Below are 17,007 nucleotides of genomic sequence, written 5' to 3'. Positions count from 1 at the left end.
TCGAACGGATAACTCCTTGACGGACATTGCCACCCTTTCCCAAGATGTCGCGTTGCGCCCGCCCGAGCAGGTCATGCGGCTGGCGCGCATGGGAAGTTTCCACCAGTGCCGCCTGTCGTTCATGCGCACGCTGCTGCGGCGCCTGCGGGACGAAGCCTGGACCTTCAACCGGCCGCGCTTCGCGATCGACGACAAGGGTGTCGGTGTCGCCGTCTACACTGCGGCCGGACCGGAGAACGCATACAGCCTGGTCGCTTTCGCCCATGACCTGCCCGATGACCTGCGCTCGGATCGTGTGATCGCCGAAGCCTGGGACGCAACCTTTGCACTGTTCGACGGTGTGCCGACTGATGACGACATTGAGCGGCTGTCGCGCAACGTGCCGATTCAGGAGGCGGGCCGCTACAGCGAGCGTGAGCTCTCCGTCTCCCGCGCCAACCGGTCGGTGCGCCTGTTCGACCATGTCATCGAAAGCCTTGCCGCCGGCCGCCAGCCCGATGCCGACAGGATCAATGCGGTCGGCTACCTGATGCGCACGACGGCAGTTTACGGCTCCGGCAAGTTCGGTGCGGCCGACCGCGAGCTGATCTGTACCCGGCCGGAGTTCGCCGGGCCGTTTCAGGCCGAGATGCTGTCGGTCTGGCTGATCCGTGCCTTCACGCTCGACCTGGTCGAGCACTTGGCGCGCACGAGGTCACCCGAGACGGCCGTGGCGATGGATCCTGCTGTGCGCCGCCGTTTCGGTGTCGGCAACTCGACGGGCCTCGGCATGGCGCCGTTCCTGATCACGCACCCGGCGTTGCTCAACAACTGGATCGCCGCGCGCGAAACGGCGCTGGCGCGGGTCCGATCGGTCGAGCGCGCCTCCGAGCTGGAGATTGCCGTGTTTCGCACGGTGCTGGAGCGTGCCTGCCTGAATGCCGATCTTTGGCCGCGCGAGCATCCCCTGCAGGCCGAGAAGCTCGACGCACTCTACGCCGATCTGGCGAAGCTCTCGGAGCATGTCCGCGGCCAGTCGTTCGCCGAGGATCGGCCCTGGGATCGCCTCTACCTCTGGGCCGAAGCCAGTCTCTCGCTCGAGGGGCAGGAACAGCTGGTCTCGCTGCTCCTGGAGCCCTATGGCGATCTAGTCGATGATCTCACCCCCACCATGAGCGCCGACGAACTGACCGCGTTCCGTATCGATGGCGGGCAACCATTGCGAACGCTCTCCACCTTGGTCGACCGGCACTACGGCTGGGCGCTCGATGTCGACTGGGGCGCGGCGGCAAGCCGGGCGCGCGTCTGGTACGTCTCCGAGGAAAAGTTGGAGCCGCGCCTGGGCGAGCGCTTCGAAGAGCCGATCGAGCCTTACGAGCAGCCGTTGGCGCCGGGTCGGGACGTTGCGGCGCTGCGACAGGCCATCGACACCTGGGAGGACGAGTGCAGAGTCGCGGACTTCCTGCTGGCCCATCCGCGACACCGCTATGCCGTTCGGCGCGTGCAGGCCATGGCGCGCTTCCCCTATGCGGAAGTTCGCGACAACACGATCGCGTCGGACCTGCTGCCGATTGACATGCTGCGCTGCAAGCTGAGTTTCTTCGGGGCGAGCCATTTCGATCCGAAGTCGGATCGATGGGTGCGGATCAACATGTACCGTGGTGCGCCGTTCCCTCATGAACTTGCCGATGCGCCGCGCGACGACTGGTCCTACCCGGTGCTGCCGTGAAGGTGTCGTTCAACGAACTTGATGCCATGGCCAAGAAGGCCGCGCGCGGCATCGGTTGCCCCTGGGGCATGGCGGAGGAAGCGGGCAAGGCGGCACGCTGGCTCTGCGCCCGCGGTGAAGACGGTGGACGTCTGCTGGCCGGGCACCTGACGGCGGCTGAAACATGCTGCTGCAGCGACTGGGATCGTGCGCAACGTTGTCCCCTGCGTGTCGGCGCGCTGCTGGGTGACAGTCTGGATGTCCTGGCGGGTGATGAGTCTTTGACGTTCGACGAGGTCGGTCATCCCCTGCTTGTCGCAGCCTTCGTGGTGCGCGAGGAGGGTTGTGTCGTGATCGCTTGGGAGGATGCAACGGTCGTTGTCTCTCACGAGGCGATGAAAGCGGGCGGCGCGGCGCTTCACGCCGATACCGGCGTCAACCTGCGCTGCACGGCACAGCATGATGCCTTGCCGGTGGAGCCGTGGCTGTCACGGGCGGAGGTCGACGAAACCGCATGGGCGACGCTGATGACGCTGGCGCACAGGACCTACGCACCAGCGACCGACGAGTCCCGCGCCAAAGGCGCCGGAGCCAATCTCGACGACAACGACTAGACCAAGCGCTGACCTTTGCCCGGGTGTCATCCCGGCTGTAGACTGAAGGGCAGAGGGCTGGGACCTCGAGGGATCGGCGCTGCCCTGTCGAGGTCCCGGCTCTCCCTTCGGTCGCCCGGTATCACAGGTCAGGTTGTCTTCAGCAGACCGTCGGCGATCTTCTCGCCGATCATGATGGTGATGAGGTTGTGGCGTTGACCACGCACGCCATGATCGAGGCATCCGCGATGCTGAGGCCGTTGACGCCGATGACCCGGCCTGCCAGGTCGGTGGCGGCCTTGGAATCGTCGGTGCGGCCCATCCGGCAGGTGGCGCTGGCATGCCGGCTTCCGGGGGCGTGTTCACGCGCCCAGTCGCGCAGGGCAGGGCGGTCTGCCATCAGGGCGGCAACATTCATGCCCGGTGTTACCAAGCGATCGAAGAACCACTGCCGCGTGTAACCGAAATCAAGCAGGCTCGCGGCGATCCGCGTCTTCAGCTAGGTCGACTGGCGCACGACGGCGAGATCGGGCGAATTGAGCGCCACGAAGCCTTCTGAAAACGGTTTGTTGATTGCAGACCACAATGCCGCCCAGTATCTTGCCCATCGTGTGCCAGTCGCTGCGGTTGTTGACCAGCGCGAACATGTCACCTGCCGGGCAAGTCGGCATGGCCGGAGGACTAGCGGAAGCAGAGGTAAGAGGTAGGTGTGCCGCCGCCGATGACGGCGATGTCGAAGGTACGCCGGGCAGCGGCCATGCGTCCGGCTACTTGCGCTTGAGTTCGACGCCCCGGCCCGAGAACCGCGGGCGCTCGAGATGGCTCTGCTCGGCCTGCACCTCGGCCAGCCGGGTCATGATGGTCTCCGGGAAGGCGCCAGGCTTGCGCGTTTCCCAGTCGATGAAGACCTCGATGATCTCGAAGCAGGCGGCGACGTAGTCGTCACGCATCTGCTGCATGGTGAGGAAACTCACGACCTTGTTATTGTCGAAGTCAATCAGCTGGCCTGTGATCAGGAGCGGATCGCCCTGCATCACCTCGCGGCGGTACCAGGCGGTGTCCTGCAGGGCGAAGATTGTGCCGCCGGCATTCTTCACTGCATCGCGTGATATGCCAAGGTGGACGTAGAACGGGGTCGTCGCCTCGTCGAACAGCCGCGTATAGGCCCGGATGCCCATGTGGCCGTTGTGGTCGACATGTTCGGCGAGAACGTGGGTGCGGAGCGCGGGAAAGGGCGCAGTATCGGTCATGGCGGAGGTCTCTGGATCGGCTGAAGCGCTCGGTAGCGTGATCTAGCGACTTCGCTCAAGCCGCGCCAGCCCGTTGTTGCTGTCCGGCGGTTGTGCCGAGGTTGCCGGTGAGGTTCTGGCAGAGTACGAGCAACGCCGACTGCACGCTGTCTCCGTCGTTATCATCTGTCATCGCCATCCCGCGTTCGATAACTTGCAGGGTGCGCTGGTAACGCAAGCGCTCGGCCTGCTCCGTTGCGGCCTTCAGGAAAGCGTCGGCAGCACGTTTGCCGCGATGGCGCTGCGTGGCAAGCCATCGCCTCATGCTCCGGCAGGTGTGTTTGATTGAGTGCATTGTAACGCCAAGATTGTTCTTTGGGTGGAATTCCGAGTGATTCTTGACCCAAACGGAGTTATGAGAATCCATCATATCCTGTCTGGAGATCGGCACGATGGCGGTTCAGGCAAACACGCGCGACACCACCGCTCCCGTCATGGCGCTTGATGCGCACTGGTACACAGATCCCGGAGTCTTCGAGCTTGAGCAAAGCGCGATTTTTGCGCGCACGTGGCAGTTCGCCTGTCATTCCGGCGAACTCGCAAAGGCGGGCGACTACGTCACGTTCTCGGTCGGAAAGGCCCATCTGTTTGCGGTGCGCGACCGCGCCGGCAGCATTCGGTGTTTCCACAACGTCTGCCGCCACCGGGCGCACGAGCTGGTCGAGGGGCGGGGCAGTCGACCCTTCATCATCTGCCCCTATCACGGCTGGCGCTACGATCTCGACGGCAGCCTGAAAAGCGCGCCGGGCGAGGATCGCGTGCCCGGCTTCGACCGCAACTGCATTCGTTTGCGCGAGGTAAAGACCGAGGTGTTCTGCAGCTTCGTGTTCGTGAACCTCGATCCCGATGCCGCACCGATGGCCGACTGGTACCCCGGTGTGGAGGCGGCCATGCGGGAGTTCCTGCCGGAGATTGACGCGCTGAAGCAGGTTGCCGTCATTCCGGTTGAAGAGGCCTGCAACTGGAAGGTGTCGGTCGAGAACTACAGCGAGTGTTATCACTGCAAGCTGCGCCACCCGACCTTCGTCAGCGGCATCATCGATCCCGACAACTACGATATCGTGCCGACCGGCTACAGTCTGCGCCACGTCACCCAATCGGTCGCGACCGAGAAGATGACCTACGCGATCGACGTGCCCAATCCGCACGCGGCCGAGTACAGCTCCTGGTACCTCTGGCCGACGATTTCCTTTCAGGTCTATCCGGGCAGTGTACTCAACATCTACCACTGGCAGGCCAACGACCACAGCAGCGTGACCGTGAAACGCGGCTGGTTCACACCCGGCGGCGAGACCTCCGAGCGGATCGACAAGCTTGCCCAGCAGGACCTGGAGACCACGGTGACCGAAGACATCTCGATCGTGGAGGCGGTCCAGCGCGGGCTGGAGAGCGGCTACTACGAGCCGGGCCCACTGGTGATTGATCCCAAGGGCGGCGCGCTGAGTGAACACTCGATTGCCGCGATCTACGGCTGGTATCGCGAGGCCATGGGCGTCCCGGCGTGAGGGTCACACGCCTGACGGTGTGGCACCTCGATCTGCCGCTCGCGAAACCCTACTGGCTCTCGGGCGGGCGCCTGAAGTTCGAGCGGCTCGATAGTACCATCGTTCGCCTCGACACGGACAACGGTGTCAGCGGTTGGGGTGAGGGCTGTCCCTGGGGCTCGACCTATCTGCCGGCCTTCGGCCGCGGCGTCCGTGCTGGACTTGAGGAGCTGGCGCCGGTCATCCTGGGCACCGATCCCTGCCGGATCGACGTGCTCAACCGTCTCATGGATGTCGCCCTGCCGGGCCATCCTTATGTGAAGTCCCCGATCGACATCGCCTGCTGGGATATCCTTGGCAAGGCGGCCGGACTGCCGGTCTGCGATCTGCTTGGCGGGCGCGAGAGCGGGGTGATCCTGACCAACAGCTCGATCTCGACCGGCACCCCCGACGAGATGGTGGGATACATCGCCGATGCCCGCGCGAAGAGCTACACCGTACATTCCTGCAAGGTTGGCGGCACCGATATCACCGGTGATATCGCCCGGATCAGCGCCGTGATGGACAGCCTGCCGTCCGACGAACGCGTTACCTTCGATAGCAACCGCGCCTGGACGCCGGGTGTCGCTATCGAGGTGATGAACGCGGTATCTGATATCGCACCGGGCTGGTTCGAGCAGCCCTGCGAGACGATGGACCAGTCGATCCACGTGCGCCGCAACACCCGCCAGCCGATCATGCTGGACGAATGCTTGCACGGCTTCACCGATCATGTTGCTGCCCATGGCGCCGGCGCCTGCGAGGGCGTAAAGGTGAAGCCCAACCGCCTGGGCGGGCTCACCCGGGCACGCCAGGTGCGCGACTTCGGCGTCAGCGTCGGCTGGCAGATGCACATCGAAGACGTCGGCGGCACCGTGCTCGTCGACACCGCCGCCATGCATCTGGCGCACTCGACGCCCGAAGCCAACCGACTGGCGAGCTGGATCGCCCACGACCATCTGGTCGATGACATTGCACCGGGCCAAGGTTCACGCAACGAAAGCGGCATGACTGCAGCACCGGCGCTGCCGGGACTCGGGGTGGAACCTGAGCTTGAGCAGCTGGGCGAGCCGGTAGCAGTTTACGCCTAAGTGGCCGTGGTCAGAACAGGAAGTCCTCTTCGATGAAGTGCGTTTGGTTTGCGATGACGATGATGCTGTCGCCGCCGTCGTCCGAGATCACGACACTGGTTCCATCGGTCGACAGATGATCGGCCATCAGGTCGTTGAAGCCATCGATGTCGGAAAGGCCTGAAAGATCGATCACATCGTTCTCGGCGAGGCTAAAGTCCGTGACCACATCCTCTCCGGGGCCATTGCCACAGAAGCGGAACACGTCTGAGCCGGTCTCGCCCGTCACAGCGTATCGTCGTCTTGGTCGCCATTGAGCTTGTCGTTGCCACTCCTCCTTGGACAACGTCGTCACCTTAGCCTTCTCCGCTGTTGATTTCGTCGTCGCCGGCCCCGCCTTCTGCGAAGTTGACGTTAACGATCACATCGTCACCGTCTCCACCAAACACGAGTTCAACAATCTGAAGGACGCGCTTCCAGTTGTAGAGAAACAACTCCTCATCGATCTTTCCGAAGCGTGGTGCGTCCTTCTAACGCTGCTCGTGTTCCCAGTCCGGGTGCACCCACACAGGCGCGTCCGAGGGTGGGGGAGGCGCATTGCCAAGGATTTTGTCGGCGGTCTTTTCGGCGATCATGATGGTCGGGGCGTTGAGGTTGCCCGAGACCACATTGGGCATGATCGAGGCGTCGACGACGCGCAGGTTCTGCAGACCGTGCACCTTGAGATCGGGGTCGACCACCGCCATGACGTCGCGGTCCGGCCCCATCTTGCACGAGCAGGAAGGGTGGTAGCTCGACTCGGCGGTCTCACGGATCCAGGCGTCGAGTTCCTCGTCTGTCTGGTTCTCCTTGCCCGGCCACAGCTCCTTGCCGCGGTAGGGGTCGAAGGCGGATTGCGCGAGGATCTCGCGGGTCAGGCGCGTGCCGTCGCGCAGACAGCGCACGTCCTCGTCCTCCTTGAGATAGTTGAAGAGGATCTCCGGTTGCTTGCGCGGGTCGGCGCTTTTGATCTTCACATAACCGCGGCTCAGAGGGCGCATCATGTCGACCATGGCCTGGTAGCCGTGGATCTTGTTGATGTTGAAGGCGTCGTACGTCATCGCCATCGGCAGAAAATGGTACTGGATGTCGGGATGCTCGATACTGGGGCGGCTGCGGATGAAACCGCCGACGTCCATGTGATTGGTCTCGGCTGGCCCATCTTTTGTCAGGAACCAGCGCACGCCAACCTTGAGCTTGCCGAAGGGTGTGAGGTGGTTGAGCAGGCTGATCGGCTGCGTGCACTCATGCTGCACGAAGACCTCGAGATGGTCCTGCAAGTTCTCGCCCACGCCGGGCAGGTTGTGGACAACGTCGATGCCGAGCGTCTGGAGTTCGTCGGCGTTGCCGACACCCGAGAGCTGCAGCACGGCGGGCGAGTTGATCGCACCTCCACTCAGGATGACTTCGCGGCTGGCGCACACACGCTTCGTGCGACCGTCGTGTTCGTACTCCACGCCGACTGTCTGCGTGCCGTCGAACAGGATGCGATTGGTGAAGGCGCGGGTGTCGACCGAGAGGTTGGCGCGACCCATGACCGGCTTGAGGTAGGCCGTGGCCGTGCTCCAGCGCCGCCCGTTGTGGGTCGTGCGGTCCATCCGGCCGATGCCTTCCTGGCGGATGCCGTTGAGGTCCTGGCTTTGGTGGTAGCCGGCCTGGACCGCAGCCTCGATAAAGGCACCATAGAGCTTGTTGCGTTCGACCAGGCCCGAGGTGACGTGAAGCGGGCCGTCGCCACCGTGGTAGTCGTCCGCGCCCCGGTCGTGGTTCTCCGCCTTGCGGAAGTAGGGGAGAACCTCGCGGTAGGACCAACCCTGGCAGCCGAGCTGGGCCCACTTGTCGTAATCGAAGGCGTGGCCACGGATGTAGACCATGCCGTTGATCGAGCTTGAGCCGCCGATCACCCGGCCGCGCGGGCAATGGATGACGCGGTTGTTCAGATAGGGCTCGGGTTCCGAGTGGTAAAACCAGTTGTACTTGTCGTCGGCCAGCGGGTGGGCGAAAGCCGTCGGCATATGGATCTTCCAGCTGTCGAGCGCGTTGTCCATCGGGCCCGCTTCGATCAGCAGGACACGATTCCCTCTGTCGGCCGAAAGCCGGTTCGCCAGCGTACAGCCCGCCGAACCTGCGCCGATGATGATGAACTCGACCTCGCGGTCGAACACGTGCTTCGCCATGGGTCACCCCCAAGAATTCGCGCGGAACCTAGCGAAGCGGCGGTGCTCAGACCAGCCCATATGAACGATCAGCGAATGGCGATGTCGCGACAGTGCGTTTGCCACTGCATTGCCGGTCGTGCCAAGGTCCGGTCGCATTTCGTGTAGGGGACACGCTGGAGCTGTGCCGCCTGCGCCTGCCCAAGGCCAATGATTTCTTCGTACCCAAGCCGGTCTCGCTGGTGCCGCGCAGCCATGTCCGACCGGTCGACGAGCGCATGCTGGCGTCAAACCAGATCAAGACGCCAATTCGCCGCGAGGACGTCGAAGAGCGGGCTCGGGCGCTGCTGGACGACGGCATCGAGACGCTCGCAGTCTTGCTTTTTCCATGCCCGCCAGAACCCCGAGCACGAACGCCTCGCGAAGAGCTGGATCGAGGAGGGGTTTTCGGGGATCTACGTTTGCACCTCATCGGAGGTCTGGCAGCAGCAGCGCGAGTACGAACGCTCGCTGATCAGCGTGATCAGCGCCTATGTCGGCGGGCGCATGAAAGCTTATTTCACGACGCTCCAGGATCGCACGCGTGATCTCGGCATGACCTGCCGGGTGTTCTCGACCAAGTCGAACGGTGGCGTGATGGGCGTCGGCTCGGCGTCCGAACGCCCCGTGGAAACCCCGCTCTCCGGACCGGCCTCGTGCGTTATCGGCGCACACTATGTCGCCAACATGATCGGCGCTCCCAACATCGTCACGGTCGACATGGGCGGCACGAGCATCGACGTCTCGATCCTCGAAGGCGGCATGCGCTATGCTGCCGAAAACACATTGGGCGACTTCCCGGTGATCATGCCGGCGGTCGATGTCTCGGCGGTGGACGCGAGCGGCGGTTCCATCGCCTGGACCGACGCCGAGGGCGTTCTGAAGGTCCGCCCGGAAAGCGCCGGCACCCTGCCGGGGCCGGCCTGTTACGGCTGTGGCGGCACCTGGCCCACCGTGACCGATGCCTATCTCACCGCGGGCATCGTCGCGCCCGACAGCTTCCTGGGCGGCGAGATGAGGCTCGACCGTGAGGTTGCTCACACGGCGACCGACGGCATCGCCGAGGTGCTCGGGTTCTCACGATCCTGCGCTCGGCCGATCTCTGCTACGTCGGCCAGTCCTACGAGGTGAACGTGCCGTTTCCCGATGTCGCCGCGACCGATCTGACGACCACCAAGGTCGAGGACTGGTATCACAAGCGCTACGGGCAAGTTTACGGCTACGCCGATACGGACGCGCCCACGCGCATGCTGGTGACCCGCCTGCAGATCGTCGGGGTGACGCCAAAGCCGCAGGTGCATTTGGTGGCCGATGTTGGCGATGCGCCCGAGAGACCGAAGGGCACGCGAGTGATCCACGAGCACGGCGAGACGCTCGAAGCGACGGTCTGGCAGCGCGGCGCTGTCTACGAAGGTCCGATGGTGGTCGAGCAGTACGACACCACGGTTTATATCCCGGCCGCGTTCCGTGTCACCGTGGACGACCACGCCAACCTGATCGGGGAGCGCGTGTGATGTCGGACAAGATCCAGCTCCAGATTCTCTCGAACCGCTTCCAGGCTATCGTCGATGAGATGGCCCAGGTGGTCTCGCGCACGGCCCACACGGTGTTCGTGAAGGAGACCTAGGACTACGGTTCCGCCCTGGTGTCGCGCCAGGGCGAGGTTTTTGCCGCGTCCCGCCGTTACGGCGTGCTGATGATGATCGGCATGCCGATGGAAGGTGCGCTGGCCTTGATCGGCGACGATGTCAGCGAAGGTGATGTCTTCATCTCCCACGATCCCGAAGCCACTAAGAACATGGCGACGCATCTGAGCGACGTCTACTTGTGGAAACCGATCTTCGTCCACGGCGAACTCCTGTGCTGGTCCTGGACCTTCATCCATGTCTCCGACATCGGCGGACGTGTACCGTGCTTGATCGCGCCCTCAAGCCACGAGGTTTATCAGGAGGGGCTGCGCATCACGCCGCAGAAGCTCTACAGCGCGGGTGAGCTGAACAAGCTGCTGCTCGACATGATCATGGCGAACTGCCGGACACCCGATCAGAACTGGGGCGACATGGAGACATGCCTCACGGGCCTTGCCACCGCCGAGCGCCGTGTGCACGAGCTGGCCGGCCAGTATGACGACGCCACCATCGACCGGGTGCTCGACTATGCCGCGCGCTACTCTACAAGTCACAAGGTGTGCGCTGGCACAGGCCGTTCCGATGGAACTGCCCGCCACGGACTCAGGGCAGGGCTCGATCCTGCTGGTCTCCGTGCCCGACTTCGAGACCGACAGACACAAGGTTTCGGTGATTCAGCCGATTGTCGGTGGGCGGCAGGCCGGTCGACGACGGTGTCGACGGTACCATGGTGATCCTGAACTTCCTCAAGAACATCCCGCCCGAGATCTTCGAGAACGAGATGCCCGAGGTTCTGATCCGGCACTATGGCCTGCGTGATGACTCGGGCGGTCCCGGCAAGTATCGCGGTGGCACAGGCATCGAGATCAAGTTCGAGGCCTCATTGCCCTACACATCGATCACCTCGCGCTGCATGGAGCGTTATATCTTCGGTCCGCTCGGTCGGCTCGACGGTCACATGGGAGCACCCGGCTACACCACCTTCAATCCCGGCACGAACCGGGAAGAAGACCTCGGAAAGATCGACGTTCTGGAGATGGAGCTGGGCGATGCGCTGCGCATCGGGACCCAGGGTGGCGGCGGTTTCGGCGATCCGCTGGATCGGTCGATGTCGGCGCAACCGAGACGAAGCACACGACGCACCGCTCTACGGCCTCGGGAGCGCGCGTGAAGCGCATGACGCTGTCTGGACCACCGAGCTCCAAGACGCCCTGATGGCTGCGACGGCGGGCCTGCCGATCCAGACCTTCGGTGCGTCGTCGAGGGTTGGAGCGCTCTCCCGGAACCACGACATCCCCTCGATCACCGCAGGGGGTTCGGCGACAGCGTCGCATCAGCACTTCAGATTGGGCAGCGCCGCAACCGCGGGGAAGCCTCGCACCGTCAGGGCTGTCATTGGATAGGCTGCAACGTCGGCGAACGAGTTAGGTGTTGCCGGCGACGAAAACATGCTACGCGAGGTAGCCGTCGATAAGGCACGCGGCGGCAATATGCGGGACGCGCCTGACTTGCTGTCCCACCAAAGGAAGAGGCCCAGCAAGGCGGCGGCCCTGTTACAGAAATCCCGGATGTTGAAGGCAATTTCTACACCGTTGAGCAGCCCGTAGAGTAGGTCAAACAAAAAGAAGAGACTCTGCGTCTATTTCCGCTTGCATGTTGGCTACTGTTGATCGGATAAGGCCGCAGACGCCCAAGCAAACGAAGATAGCAGTGCCGACGGCGGCGACAACCACGACAACGCCGAACACGTACGTGAAGGCAATTAGCAACATGTCTGCCATGGATTTAGCCGCCGCCATGCTTCATACGTGAATGCTTCTCGAAGGTCCTTGCTCCTGTGTAGCCGAGGAACGAAACAGTAAAGAGGGTCCAGAGTTCACCCGGTATAGCTTCCAACAGGTTCTTGATATTATCAGCCGCGTGCTTTACGTCCTCAGGCTACCAAATGCCAGCGACCCCGCCGATGAAGCATAGCGCAATGACGGAATACATGAGGTAGAAGAGCGTAGGGCGAGCGCGAGAAGTCCACGGGTCCTGAGACTGCGCCTCAGCGAGGATGACAGACAACTGCTGCTCCGCCTTGGCAAACCCGCCTTTCTGTTGGAGTTCGAGTAGGCGTTGCTTCGCCGCGGCCCGCTCTTCGTCGCTCGTAAACAGATCGTCGATCAGGTTTGAGATTGGGCCGATCAGCGACCCGGCCAGTGCTAGATTCATTTCTTACCTCCTTTGTGAAAGACGGGGACGGCGCTCGCCTGAACGCCGCCCCTGCCTCGCTCCCATCCAGGATATTACCCAAGCCCCGCCGCGTTCAAGTGCGAGAGCTTGAGAACCTCACTACATCCATCTTTCTCTGAAGATGTCCTTAATCGTACTGACCATGGTCTTCTCTGAGTTCATCTCCTCATTCATGCACTCTTCTTGGATTGAAGACCAAACAGAGAAACCGATGCCAACGCCAACCCATGCTACCGCTCCTGCGATAAAGATCAAGAGTTCAACGTTCATCATACCTTCCTTGCTCACGCTGAGCGCAACGTTCTAGCCACTCCGGGAGACCGCCGACACCTGCAACCCGATAAGAGCAAGTAGACCGTCAAGGGTCATCAGTCGTCTCCAAGGATATCGACGTGTTGCCCGATCTGCCGCTCTACGCGATCGGCTGCAACCATGCGGGGATCAATCCCGATCTCAAGATCAAGCCCCGTCTGTTGCGTGACCGTCGTCCACGAACGCCTTCGGCCTTCGGGGTGGGCGAGCTAGGTGAGTCGCTTCGAACTCTTGTCACCGACGACTTCATTGACGATGAGGGCTGGTACCACTTGGTCATGGACAATGTCACTGGCGGCGCAGGTTCGAGCGCGGTCATCTATCGCAGCGCCGGCGGCCGGGACTGCTGGGAGTTTCAGCACCGACTCGACGCAAATGTGCCCCTGGCCACGGAAACGGTCTGCCGATAGAAGTTGTTTGCGGCGTCAGACCAAGGCACCGTGGGGCAGGTTGAGATTGGCGCTTTCGCTGTCCTGGTGGGCGGCTAGGGTACGCAGGGTCGAATTGAATTCGTCGAGCTCGACATGACAGGTGCGCATGTAGCGGTCGCCGTCTGCTGCGAAGGCGGCGCGGCCGTGCAGCACACGCTGGTTGTTAAAGAACAGTGCCTCACCGCTGCCGACAGGCACGCGCACCTGGTGCGCCGGATTGAACAACAACGACTGCAGCCTGCGGAGAGCCCGGTAGAACGGCCGGATCATGTCGTCGGCCATGTCGGCTGGGCCGATGGAACGGTCCATGTGGCGGATGCCGGCGATCTCACCGTCTTCGTCGAGGCTGAAGACCGGTGCCCGCATGCGGAAGTCGCGATTCTGGCCTTCGAGTCGGCGATAGAAGGTCAGCGGCAGCGTGGCGAGCAGGCGGAAGGCGACGGGGTCCTCGTCCCGCAGGATCGCACCGATGCGGAATCCGTCCGTCATGGTGTTTTCCCCGCCTTTGGCTGCTGCGCGGATGAAGTGGAAGCAGGTCACCGACGGCGGCGCCTGCCGATAGGGCTCGTCGGTGTGAGGATCGAGCGCGACGTTGAGATCGCCGTAGACCAAGGCGTCGGGTTTGTAGGTGAAGTCGTAGATGCTGCCGTAGTTGGTGATCCGCAGGGGCCCCGCGAGACCGGCGATGTCCTCGGTCGCGGAGGGGTCGTCCGGCACGTTACGGACCAGGACGAAGCCGTGGTCCCGGAGCTTTTCGAGCATGACCAGGCGCGCCCCATCGTCGGCCTTGCACGCATCGTAGTCCGCCTCGGGCACACGCGCTTCGATCTCCTTGCTCCAGAGTACAGGGCGCCAGCGCCGCCGCGTGCGCTCACTCTCGCTGTTGCAGCGTTCGCGCAGCCAGCGCGCGGGGAACCGGCTCTTGTGGCTATCGCCGCACCAGACGATCCTGACCTCGCCGTGGTGTTCTTCGACCTTGGCCAGTTCGATGTCGTCGGGGATCTCGGTCAGGCGCAAGGAACGGATGGCGCTGAGGTAGGTGCCGCAGTCCTCGCACTGGCAGGCATGGCGCAGCCACACGGCATGAAATGTACTTCGATGGCCATCGGCCCAAGTGATGTCGAGCTGGGCGCCGTGGTTGTCCATGAATGAAACCTGGAAACGGGGATCGGAATCGACCACACCCATGGCCCGTGCCTCCTGCCGTCCCGGCAAGCCTGAATCGTTTGACAGTGCCTGTAAACTCACATCGGCTGCGAAGCAGGGCAAGCCAGATTGAGCCATCGGTGCATCATATAGAATTCGCGAATCATCTCGATCAATCGGCTTGGGTTCTTCGGACCGGTCTTGATAGACTCCTCCCGCTGCATCACGTCGGAGAAGGCGTATGGCGCAACCGGTATCCTTGAAGACATTGATGACCGACGCCTAGTGGCAGATGCGCTGCGATTTCGCCGCCTGCTACCAGCCAATTGATCTCTATGGCATGTCCGATATCTCGGGCGCTCACCTTTCGGCCCGCGTGCCCGGGGCCGAGCAGTTCCTGATCAACCCCTACGGTCTGCTGTTCGACCAGATCACGGCCAGCTCGCTGGTCGAGGTCGACCAGAAGGGCCAGATGATCGGCGAGAGCGACGATCCGTTCAACCCGGCGGTCTTCCTGATCCACTCCTGCATTCGTCGTGCCCAGTTGGATGTGCATTGCGTGCTCCACACGCACACGCGCGCCGGCAATGCGGTCGCCATGCAGAAGGACGGTGTTCTGCCGTTGTACCAGAAGGTGCTGATCATCCTGGGCTGGACCGCCTGTCTCGACTTCGAGGGCGTCGTGCTCGACAGCTCCGAGCAGGAGCGCATGGTCAATAGCTTGGGCGACAAGATGATCCTGACCCTCGGGAACCACAGCCTGCTGACCTGTGGTGACACGGTCGGCGCGCTTTTCGTCTGGATGCACAGGATCGAGAAGGCCTGCCGCTTCCACGTCGACGGGCTTGAGGGCGGCGTGCCGCTCAACCACTTCAGCGACGAGGTCCAGCAGAAGACCATCGAACAAGGGGCTCAAGATCTTTGCAACCAACGGCCATACCCGTTTCGGTATGGAATGGCCCAGCCTCATCACTCAGCTCGAACGCGAGCTACTGGAGTTAGACAGACAATGCCCAAATTCCTCACCCAGGAGCAGGTTGATAGCTATTGGCGTGACGGATTTCTCTCGCCGGTCGACATCATGTCGAAGGACGAGGCGCTGGAGATACGCAGCGAGTTGGAGCGAGTCGAGGCCGCCTACGGTTCGGTCCACTTCATGGCGAAGCCCTATCTCGTGACCGAGGTCGGCGACCGGTTGCTGCACGACTCGCGCATTCTCGATGTGGTGGAAGATATCATCGGGCCCGACATCATGGCTTGGGACGGCGCCTTCATCATCAAGGAGCCCGATCGGAAGACCCACATCTCCTGGCACCAGGACCTGACCTACTGGGGTCTCGACACCGTCAACGACCTGGTCTCGATCTGGTTTGCACTGTCGCCGGCGACACCGGAGAGTGGGACCATGAGGATGGTTCCGGCGAGTCACCGGACGGGTCAGCTGTCGCATCACGCAACGGACGACGACACCAACATTCTCTCCCGCGGCCAGACGCTCGATGTCGAGATCGACGAGGCCAGGGCCGTCGACAACACCCTGTGGCCCGGCCAGATGTCGTTGCATCACGGACTGACCTTCCACGCCTCGATGCCGAACGTCTCGGCCGACCGGCGCATCGGCTTCAACGCGAACATGATCCGCCCGTCGGTGCGCCAGCTCCGCGTCGAGAACGACACCGCGATGCTGCTGCGCGGCACCGACGAACACGGGCACTATCGCCTTGAAGACCGCGCCCGTGGCGACTTCGTGCCCGAGGACGTTCAGCGCCAAGGCGAGATCAGCTTGGTGCGCGGCAAGGAGGTCAACTACGACCCGACGGGTCGTCTGGTGAACACGGTGTTCAAGGGCGAAGTGGCCGAGTAGGGCGCACCGGGCTTCACGCCTTGTCGCGCGATGCTGCGGCCTCGTCGAGCATCCACTCCCGGAATGCCTTGATCTTGGGGTGCCTGACGCCGTCGCTCGGCGTCAGGAGATAGTAGGCGAAGTTCAGCGGCGTGTTTGAGACTGCGGTCGAACGGGCGCACGAGCCTGCCGGTGGCAAGGTGGCCGGCGACCAGGACGTCGCCGATGAGGGCGACGCCCTGGCCGTCGATCGAAGCCTGCATCGCCATGGTCTCGACCGTGAAGTGCGACCCGGCCGTTGGGTCGACATCCTGCACGTCGGCTGCCGTCAGCCTGAGAGCCTGCGTCAGACGACGGAACAGAGAGACGCCAAGAAACGCCTTGAGCAACCTTGACCTGATGGCTCACGGCAGTGGGAGTGACCCGGCCATTTCCATACCTACATGAATTCTAGGGTATCGACCGAGACTATCTCGTTTGTTGGCGCCCCTTTTCGGCCTCATTGTTGAGGATTCCCCCCAGCCTGTTCATGGTGGCTCATTGTGGAGAACGGAGGAAGTTTTTCATGAGGCTGGGTATTGGGCTTCGCAGTGATTTTTCGGTTATCAAGTCGGTGTGTTTGGCGCGACAGAGCGACGATGCAGATCAGACGAGGCGGCTGTTGTCCATCGCGGTGATCCTGGATGGCGGATCGCGATCTGATGCGGTGCGTACTGGCGGAGTTGGTCTGCAGGTCATCCGCGCCCGGGTTCTGCGGTTCAATGCTGGCGGTCCAGAAGGGTTCCGCACCCGCAAGGCGCCGGGCAAACCCTCGATCCTGACGGATGAGCAGCGCCAGCAATTGGCTGCTGTCGTCGAGGCTGACCCCGATCGCGATGGCGTGGTCCGTTGGCGCCTGGTTGATCTGGCCGTGTGGGTCAAGCGCACGTTTGGCGTGACGATCAGTCGCACCACAGTGGGCCGTGAGCTGCGCGCCATGGGTTTCCGCAAGCTTTCGGCGCGTCCCCAGCACCATG

The 17,007-nt window shown here is 62.9% G+C and carries 22 protein-coding genes and 1 pseudogene; 14 read left to right on the top strand and 9 right to left on the bottom strand.

What is annotated here, in order from left to right; genetic code table 11:
• Positions 1-73 precede the first annotated feature (73 nt).
• Together GDA49_02010 and GDA49_02005 are read left to right on the top strand one after the other, a co-directional pair.
• Positions 74-1,708 (top strand): hypothetical protein, encoded by a 1,635-nt coding sequence (locus tag GDA49_02010; protein ID MBC6439195.1) that lies wholly within the window; start codon positions 74-76, stop codon positions 1,706-1,708.
• Positions 1,705-2,301, top strand: coding sequence for a DUF3726 domain-containing protein (locus tag GDA49_02005; GenBank protein MBC6439194.1), 597 nt, complete (start codon positions 1,705-1,707; stop codon positions 2,299-2,301). The genes GDA49_02010 and GDA49_02005 overlap by 4 nt, the downstream gene beginning before the upstream one ends.
• Positions 2,302-2,429: 128 nt before the next feature.
• On the opposite strand, the pseudogene GDA49_02000 reads toward GDA49_02005, so the two are convergent.
• The 4 genes and pseudogenes from GDA49_02000 to GDA49_01985 form a co-directional block, all read right to left on the bottom strand.
• Positions 2,430-2,698: pseudogene (locus tag GDA49_02000) on the bottom strand (hypothetical protein).
• A 49-nt stretch (positions 2,699-2,747) separates the two neighbouring features.
• On the bottom strand, positions 2,748-2,927 hold the full coding sequence (locus tag GDA49_01995) for a hypothetical protein (protein MBC6439193.1): 180 nt from the start codon (positions 2,925-2,927) through the stop codon (positions 2,748-2,750).
• A gap of 120 nt (positions 2,928-3,047) precedes the next feature.
• Positions 3,048-3,530: a thioesterase family protein gene (locus GDA49_01990; GenBank protein ID MBC6439192.1), complete on the bottom strand. Its 483-nt coding sequence runs from the start codon at positions 3,528-3,530 to the stop codon at positions 3,048-3,050.
• A 55-nt stretch (positions 3,531-3,585) separates the two neighbouring features.
• Positions 3,586-3,960, bottom strand: coding sequence for a hypothetical protein (locus GDA49_01985; GenBank protein ID MBC6439191.1), 375 nt, complete (start codon positions 3,958-3,960; stop codon positions 3,586-3,588).
• Position 3,961: 1 nt separating this feature from the next.
• Between GDA49_01985 and GDA49_01980 the strand changes: the two genes are divergently transcribed.
• Both GDA49_01980 and GDA49_01975 read left to right on the top strand, forming a co-directional pair.
• Complete coding sequence (locus GDA49_01980; protein MBC6439190.1) at positions 3,962-5,074, top strand: aromatic ring-hydroxylating dioxygenase subunit alpha; 1,113 nt, start codon at positions 3,962-3,964, stop codon at positions 5,072-5,074.
• Positions 5,071-6,183, top strand: coding sequence for a mandelate racemase/muconate lactonizing enzyme family protein (locus GDA49_01975; GenBank protein ID MBC6439189.1), 1,113 nt, complete (start codon positions 5,071-5,073; stop codon positions 6,181-6,183). The genes GDA49_01980 and GDA49_01975 overlap by 4 nt, the downstream gene beginning before the upstream one ends.
• Before the next feature lie 10 nt (positions 6,184-6,193).
• On the opposite strand, the gene GDA49_01970 is transcribed toward GDA49_01975, so the two are convergent.
• The 3 genes from GDA49_01970 to betA all read right to left on the bottom strand — a co-directional run bounded on the left by GDA49_01970 (position 6,194) and on the right by betA (position 8,378).
• Positions 6,194-6,391 carry a hypothetical protein gene (locus GDA49_01970; GenBank protein MBC6439188.1) on the bottom strand — a complete coding sequence of 66 codons (198 nt, stop codon included), beginning with the start codon at positions 6,389-6,391 and terminating at the stop codon, positions 6,194-6,196.
• 127 nt (positions 6,392-6,518) lie between these two features.
• A complete protein-coding gene (locus tag GDA49_01965) occupies positions 6,519-6,656 on the bottom strand; it encodes a hypothetical protein (GenBank protein MBC6439187.1) in 138 nt (45 codons plus the stop codon).
• 36 nt (positions 6,657-6,692) lie between these two features.
• Positions 6,693-8,378 (bottom strand): choline dehydrogenase, encoded by a 1,686-nt coding sequence (betA, locus tag GDA49_01960; protein MBC6439186.1) that lies wholly within the window; start codon positions 8,376-8,378, stop codon positions 6,693-6,695.
• A gap of 92 nt (positions 8,379-8,470) precedes the next feature.
• On the opposite strand from betA, the gene GDA49_01955 reads away from it, so the two are divergent.
• The 6 genes from GDA49_01955 to GDA49_01930 are packed head-to-tail and all read left to right on the top strand — an operon-like array spanning position 8,471 to position 11,195.
• Positions 8,471-8,944, top strand: a complete 474-nt coding sequence (locus tag GDA49_01955; GenBank protein ID MBC6439185.1) for a hypothetical protein — start codon at positions 8,471-8,473, stop codon at positions 8,942-8,944.
• Positions 8,904-9,527, top strand: a complete 624-nt coding sequence (locus GDA49_01950) for a hypothetical protein (GenBank protein ID MBC6439184.1) — start codon at positions 8,904-8,906, stop codon at positions 9,525-9,527. The genes GDA49_01955 and GDA49_01950 overlap by 41 nt, the downstream gene beginning before the upstream one ends.
• A gap of 2 nt (positions 9,528-9,529) precedes the next feature.
• Positions 9,530-9,910, top strand: coding sequence for a hypothetical protein (locus GDA49_01945; protein MBC6439183.1), 381 nt, complete (start codon positions 9,530-9,532; stop codon positions 9,908-9,910).
• On the top strand, positions 9,910-10,023 hold the full coding sequence (locus GDA49_01940; GenBank protein ID MBC6439182.1) for a hydantoinase B/oxoprolinase family protein: 114 nt from the start codon (positions 9,910-9,912) through the stop codon (positions 10,021-10,023). Before GDA49_01945 ends, GDA49_01940 begins: the two co-directional genes overlap by 1 nt.
• Positions 10,024-10,041: 18 nt before the next feature.
• Complete coding sequence (locus GDA49_01935; GenBank protein MBC6439181.1) at positions 10,042-10,758, top strand: hydantoinase B/oxoprolinase family protein; 717 nt, start codon at positions 10,042-10,044, stop codon at positions 10,756-10,758.
• Positions 10,752-11,195, top strand: coding sequence for a hydantoinase B/oxoprolinase family protein (locus GDA49_01930; protein MBC6439180.1), 444 nt, complete (start codon positions 10,752-10,754; stop codon positions 11,193-11,195). Before GDA49_01935 ends, GDA49_01930 begins: the two co-directional genes overlap by 7 nt.
• Before the next feature lie 767 nt (positions 11,196-11,962).
• Here GDA49_01930 and GDA49_01925 read toward each other — a convergent pair.
• Positions 11,963-12,238 carry a hypothetical protein gene (locus GDA49_01925; GenBank protein ID MBC6439179.1) on the bottom strand — a complete coding sequence of 92 codons (276 nt, stop codon included), beginning with the start codon at positions 12,236-12,238 and terminating at the stop codon, positions 11,963-11,965.
• A 416-nt stretch (positions 12,239-12,654) separates the two neighbouring features.
• Here GDA49_01925 and GDA49_01920 point away from each other — a divergent pair, with 416 nt between their 5' ends.
• Positions 12,655-12,981 (top strand): hypothetical protein, encoded by a 327-nt coding sequence (locus GDA49_01920; GenBank protein MBC6439178.1) that lies wholly within the window; start codon positions 12,655-12,657, stop codon positions 12,979-12,981.
• Between the two features lie 15 nt (positions 12,982-12,996).
• Here GDA49_01920 and GDA49_01915 read toward each other — a convergent pair whose 3' ends face one another.
• Positions 12,997-14,190, bottom strand: a complete 1,194-nt coding sequence (locus tag GDA49_01915) for a TauD/TfdA family dioxygenase (protein ID MBC6439177.1) — start codon at positions 14,188-14,190, stop codon at positions 12,997-12,999.
• Between the two features lie 250 nt (positions 14,191-14,440).
• Between GDA49_01915 and GDA49_01910 the strand changes: the two genes are divergently transcribed.
• The 3 genes from GDA49_01910 to GDA49_01900 all read left to right on the top strand — a co-directional run.
• Positions 14,441-16,012 carry a class II aldolase/adducin family protein gene (locus GDA49_01910; GenBank protein ID MBC6439176.1) on the top strand — a complete coding sequence of 524 codons (1,572 nt, stop codon included), beginning with the start codon at positions 14,441-14,443 and terminating at the stop codon, positions 16,010-16,012.
• A 131-nt stretch (positions 16,013-16,143) separates the two neighbouring features.
• Positions 16,144-16,386, top strand: a complete 243-nt coding sequence (locus GDA49_01905; protein MBC6439175.1) for a hypothetical protein — start codon at positions 16,144-16,146, stop codon at positions 16,384-16,386.
• A gap of 170 nt (positions 16,387-16,556) precedes the next feature.
• Positions 16,557-17,007: helix-turn-helix domain-containing protein (locus GDA49_01900; protein MBC6439174.1), on the top strand; the 451-nt coding region annotated here is incomplete at its 3' end.

Source organism: Rhodospirillales bacterium (assembly GCA_014323865.1).
Lineage (GTDB): Bacteria > Pseudomonadota > Alphaproteobacteria > SP197 > SP197 > SP197.
The sequence above is the reverse complement of the archived record's forward strand: the minus strand, read 5'-3'. Positions and strand labels throughout refer to the sequence as shown.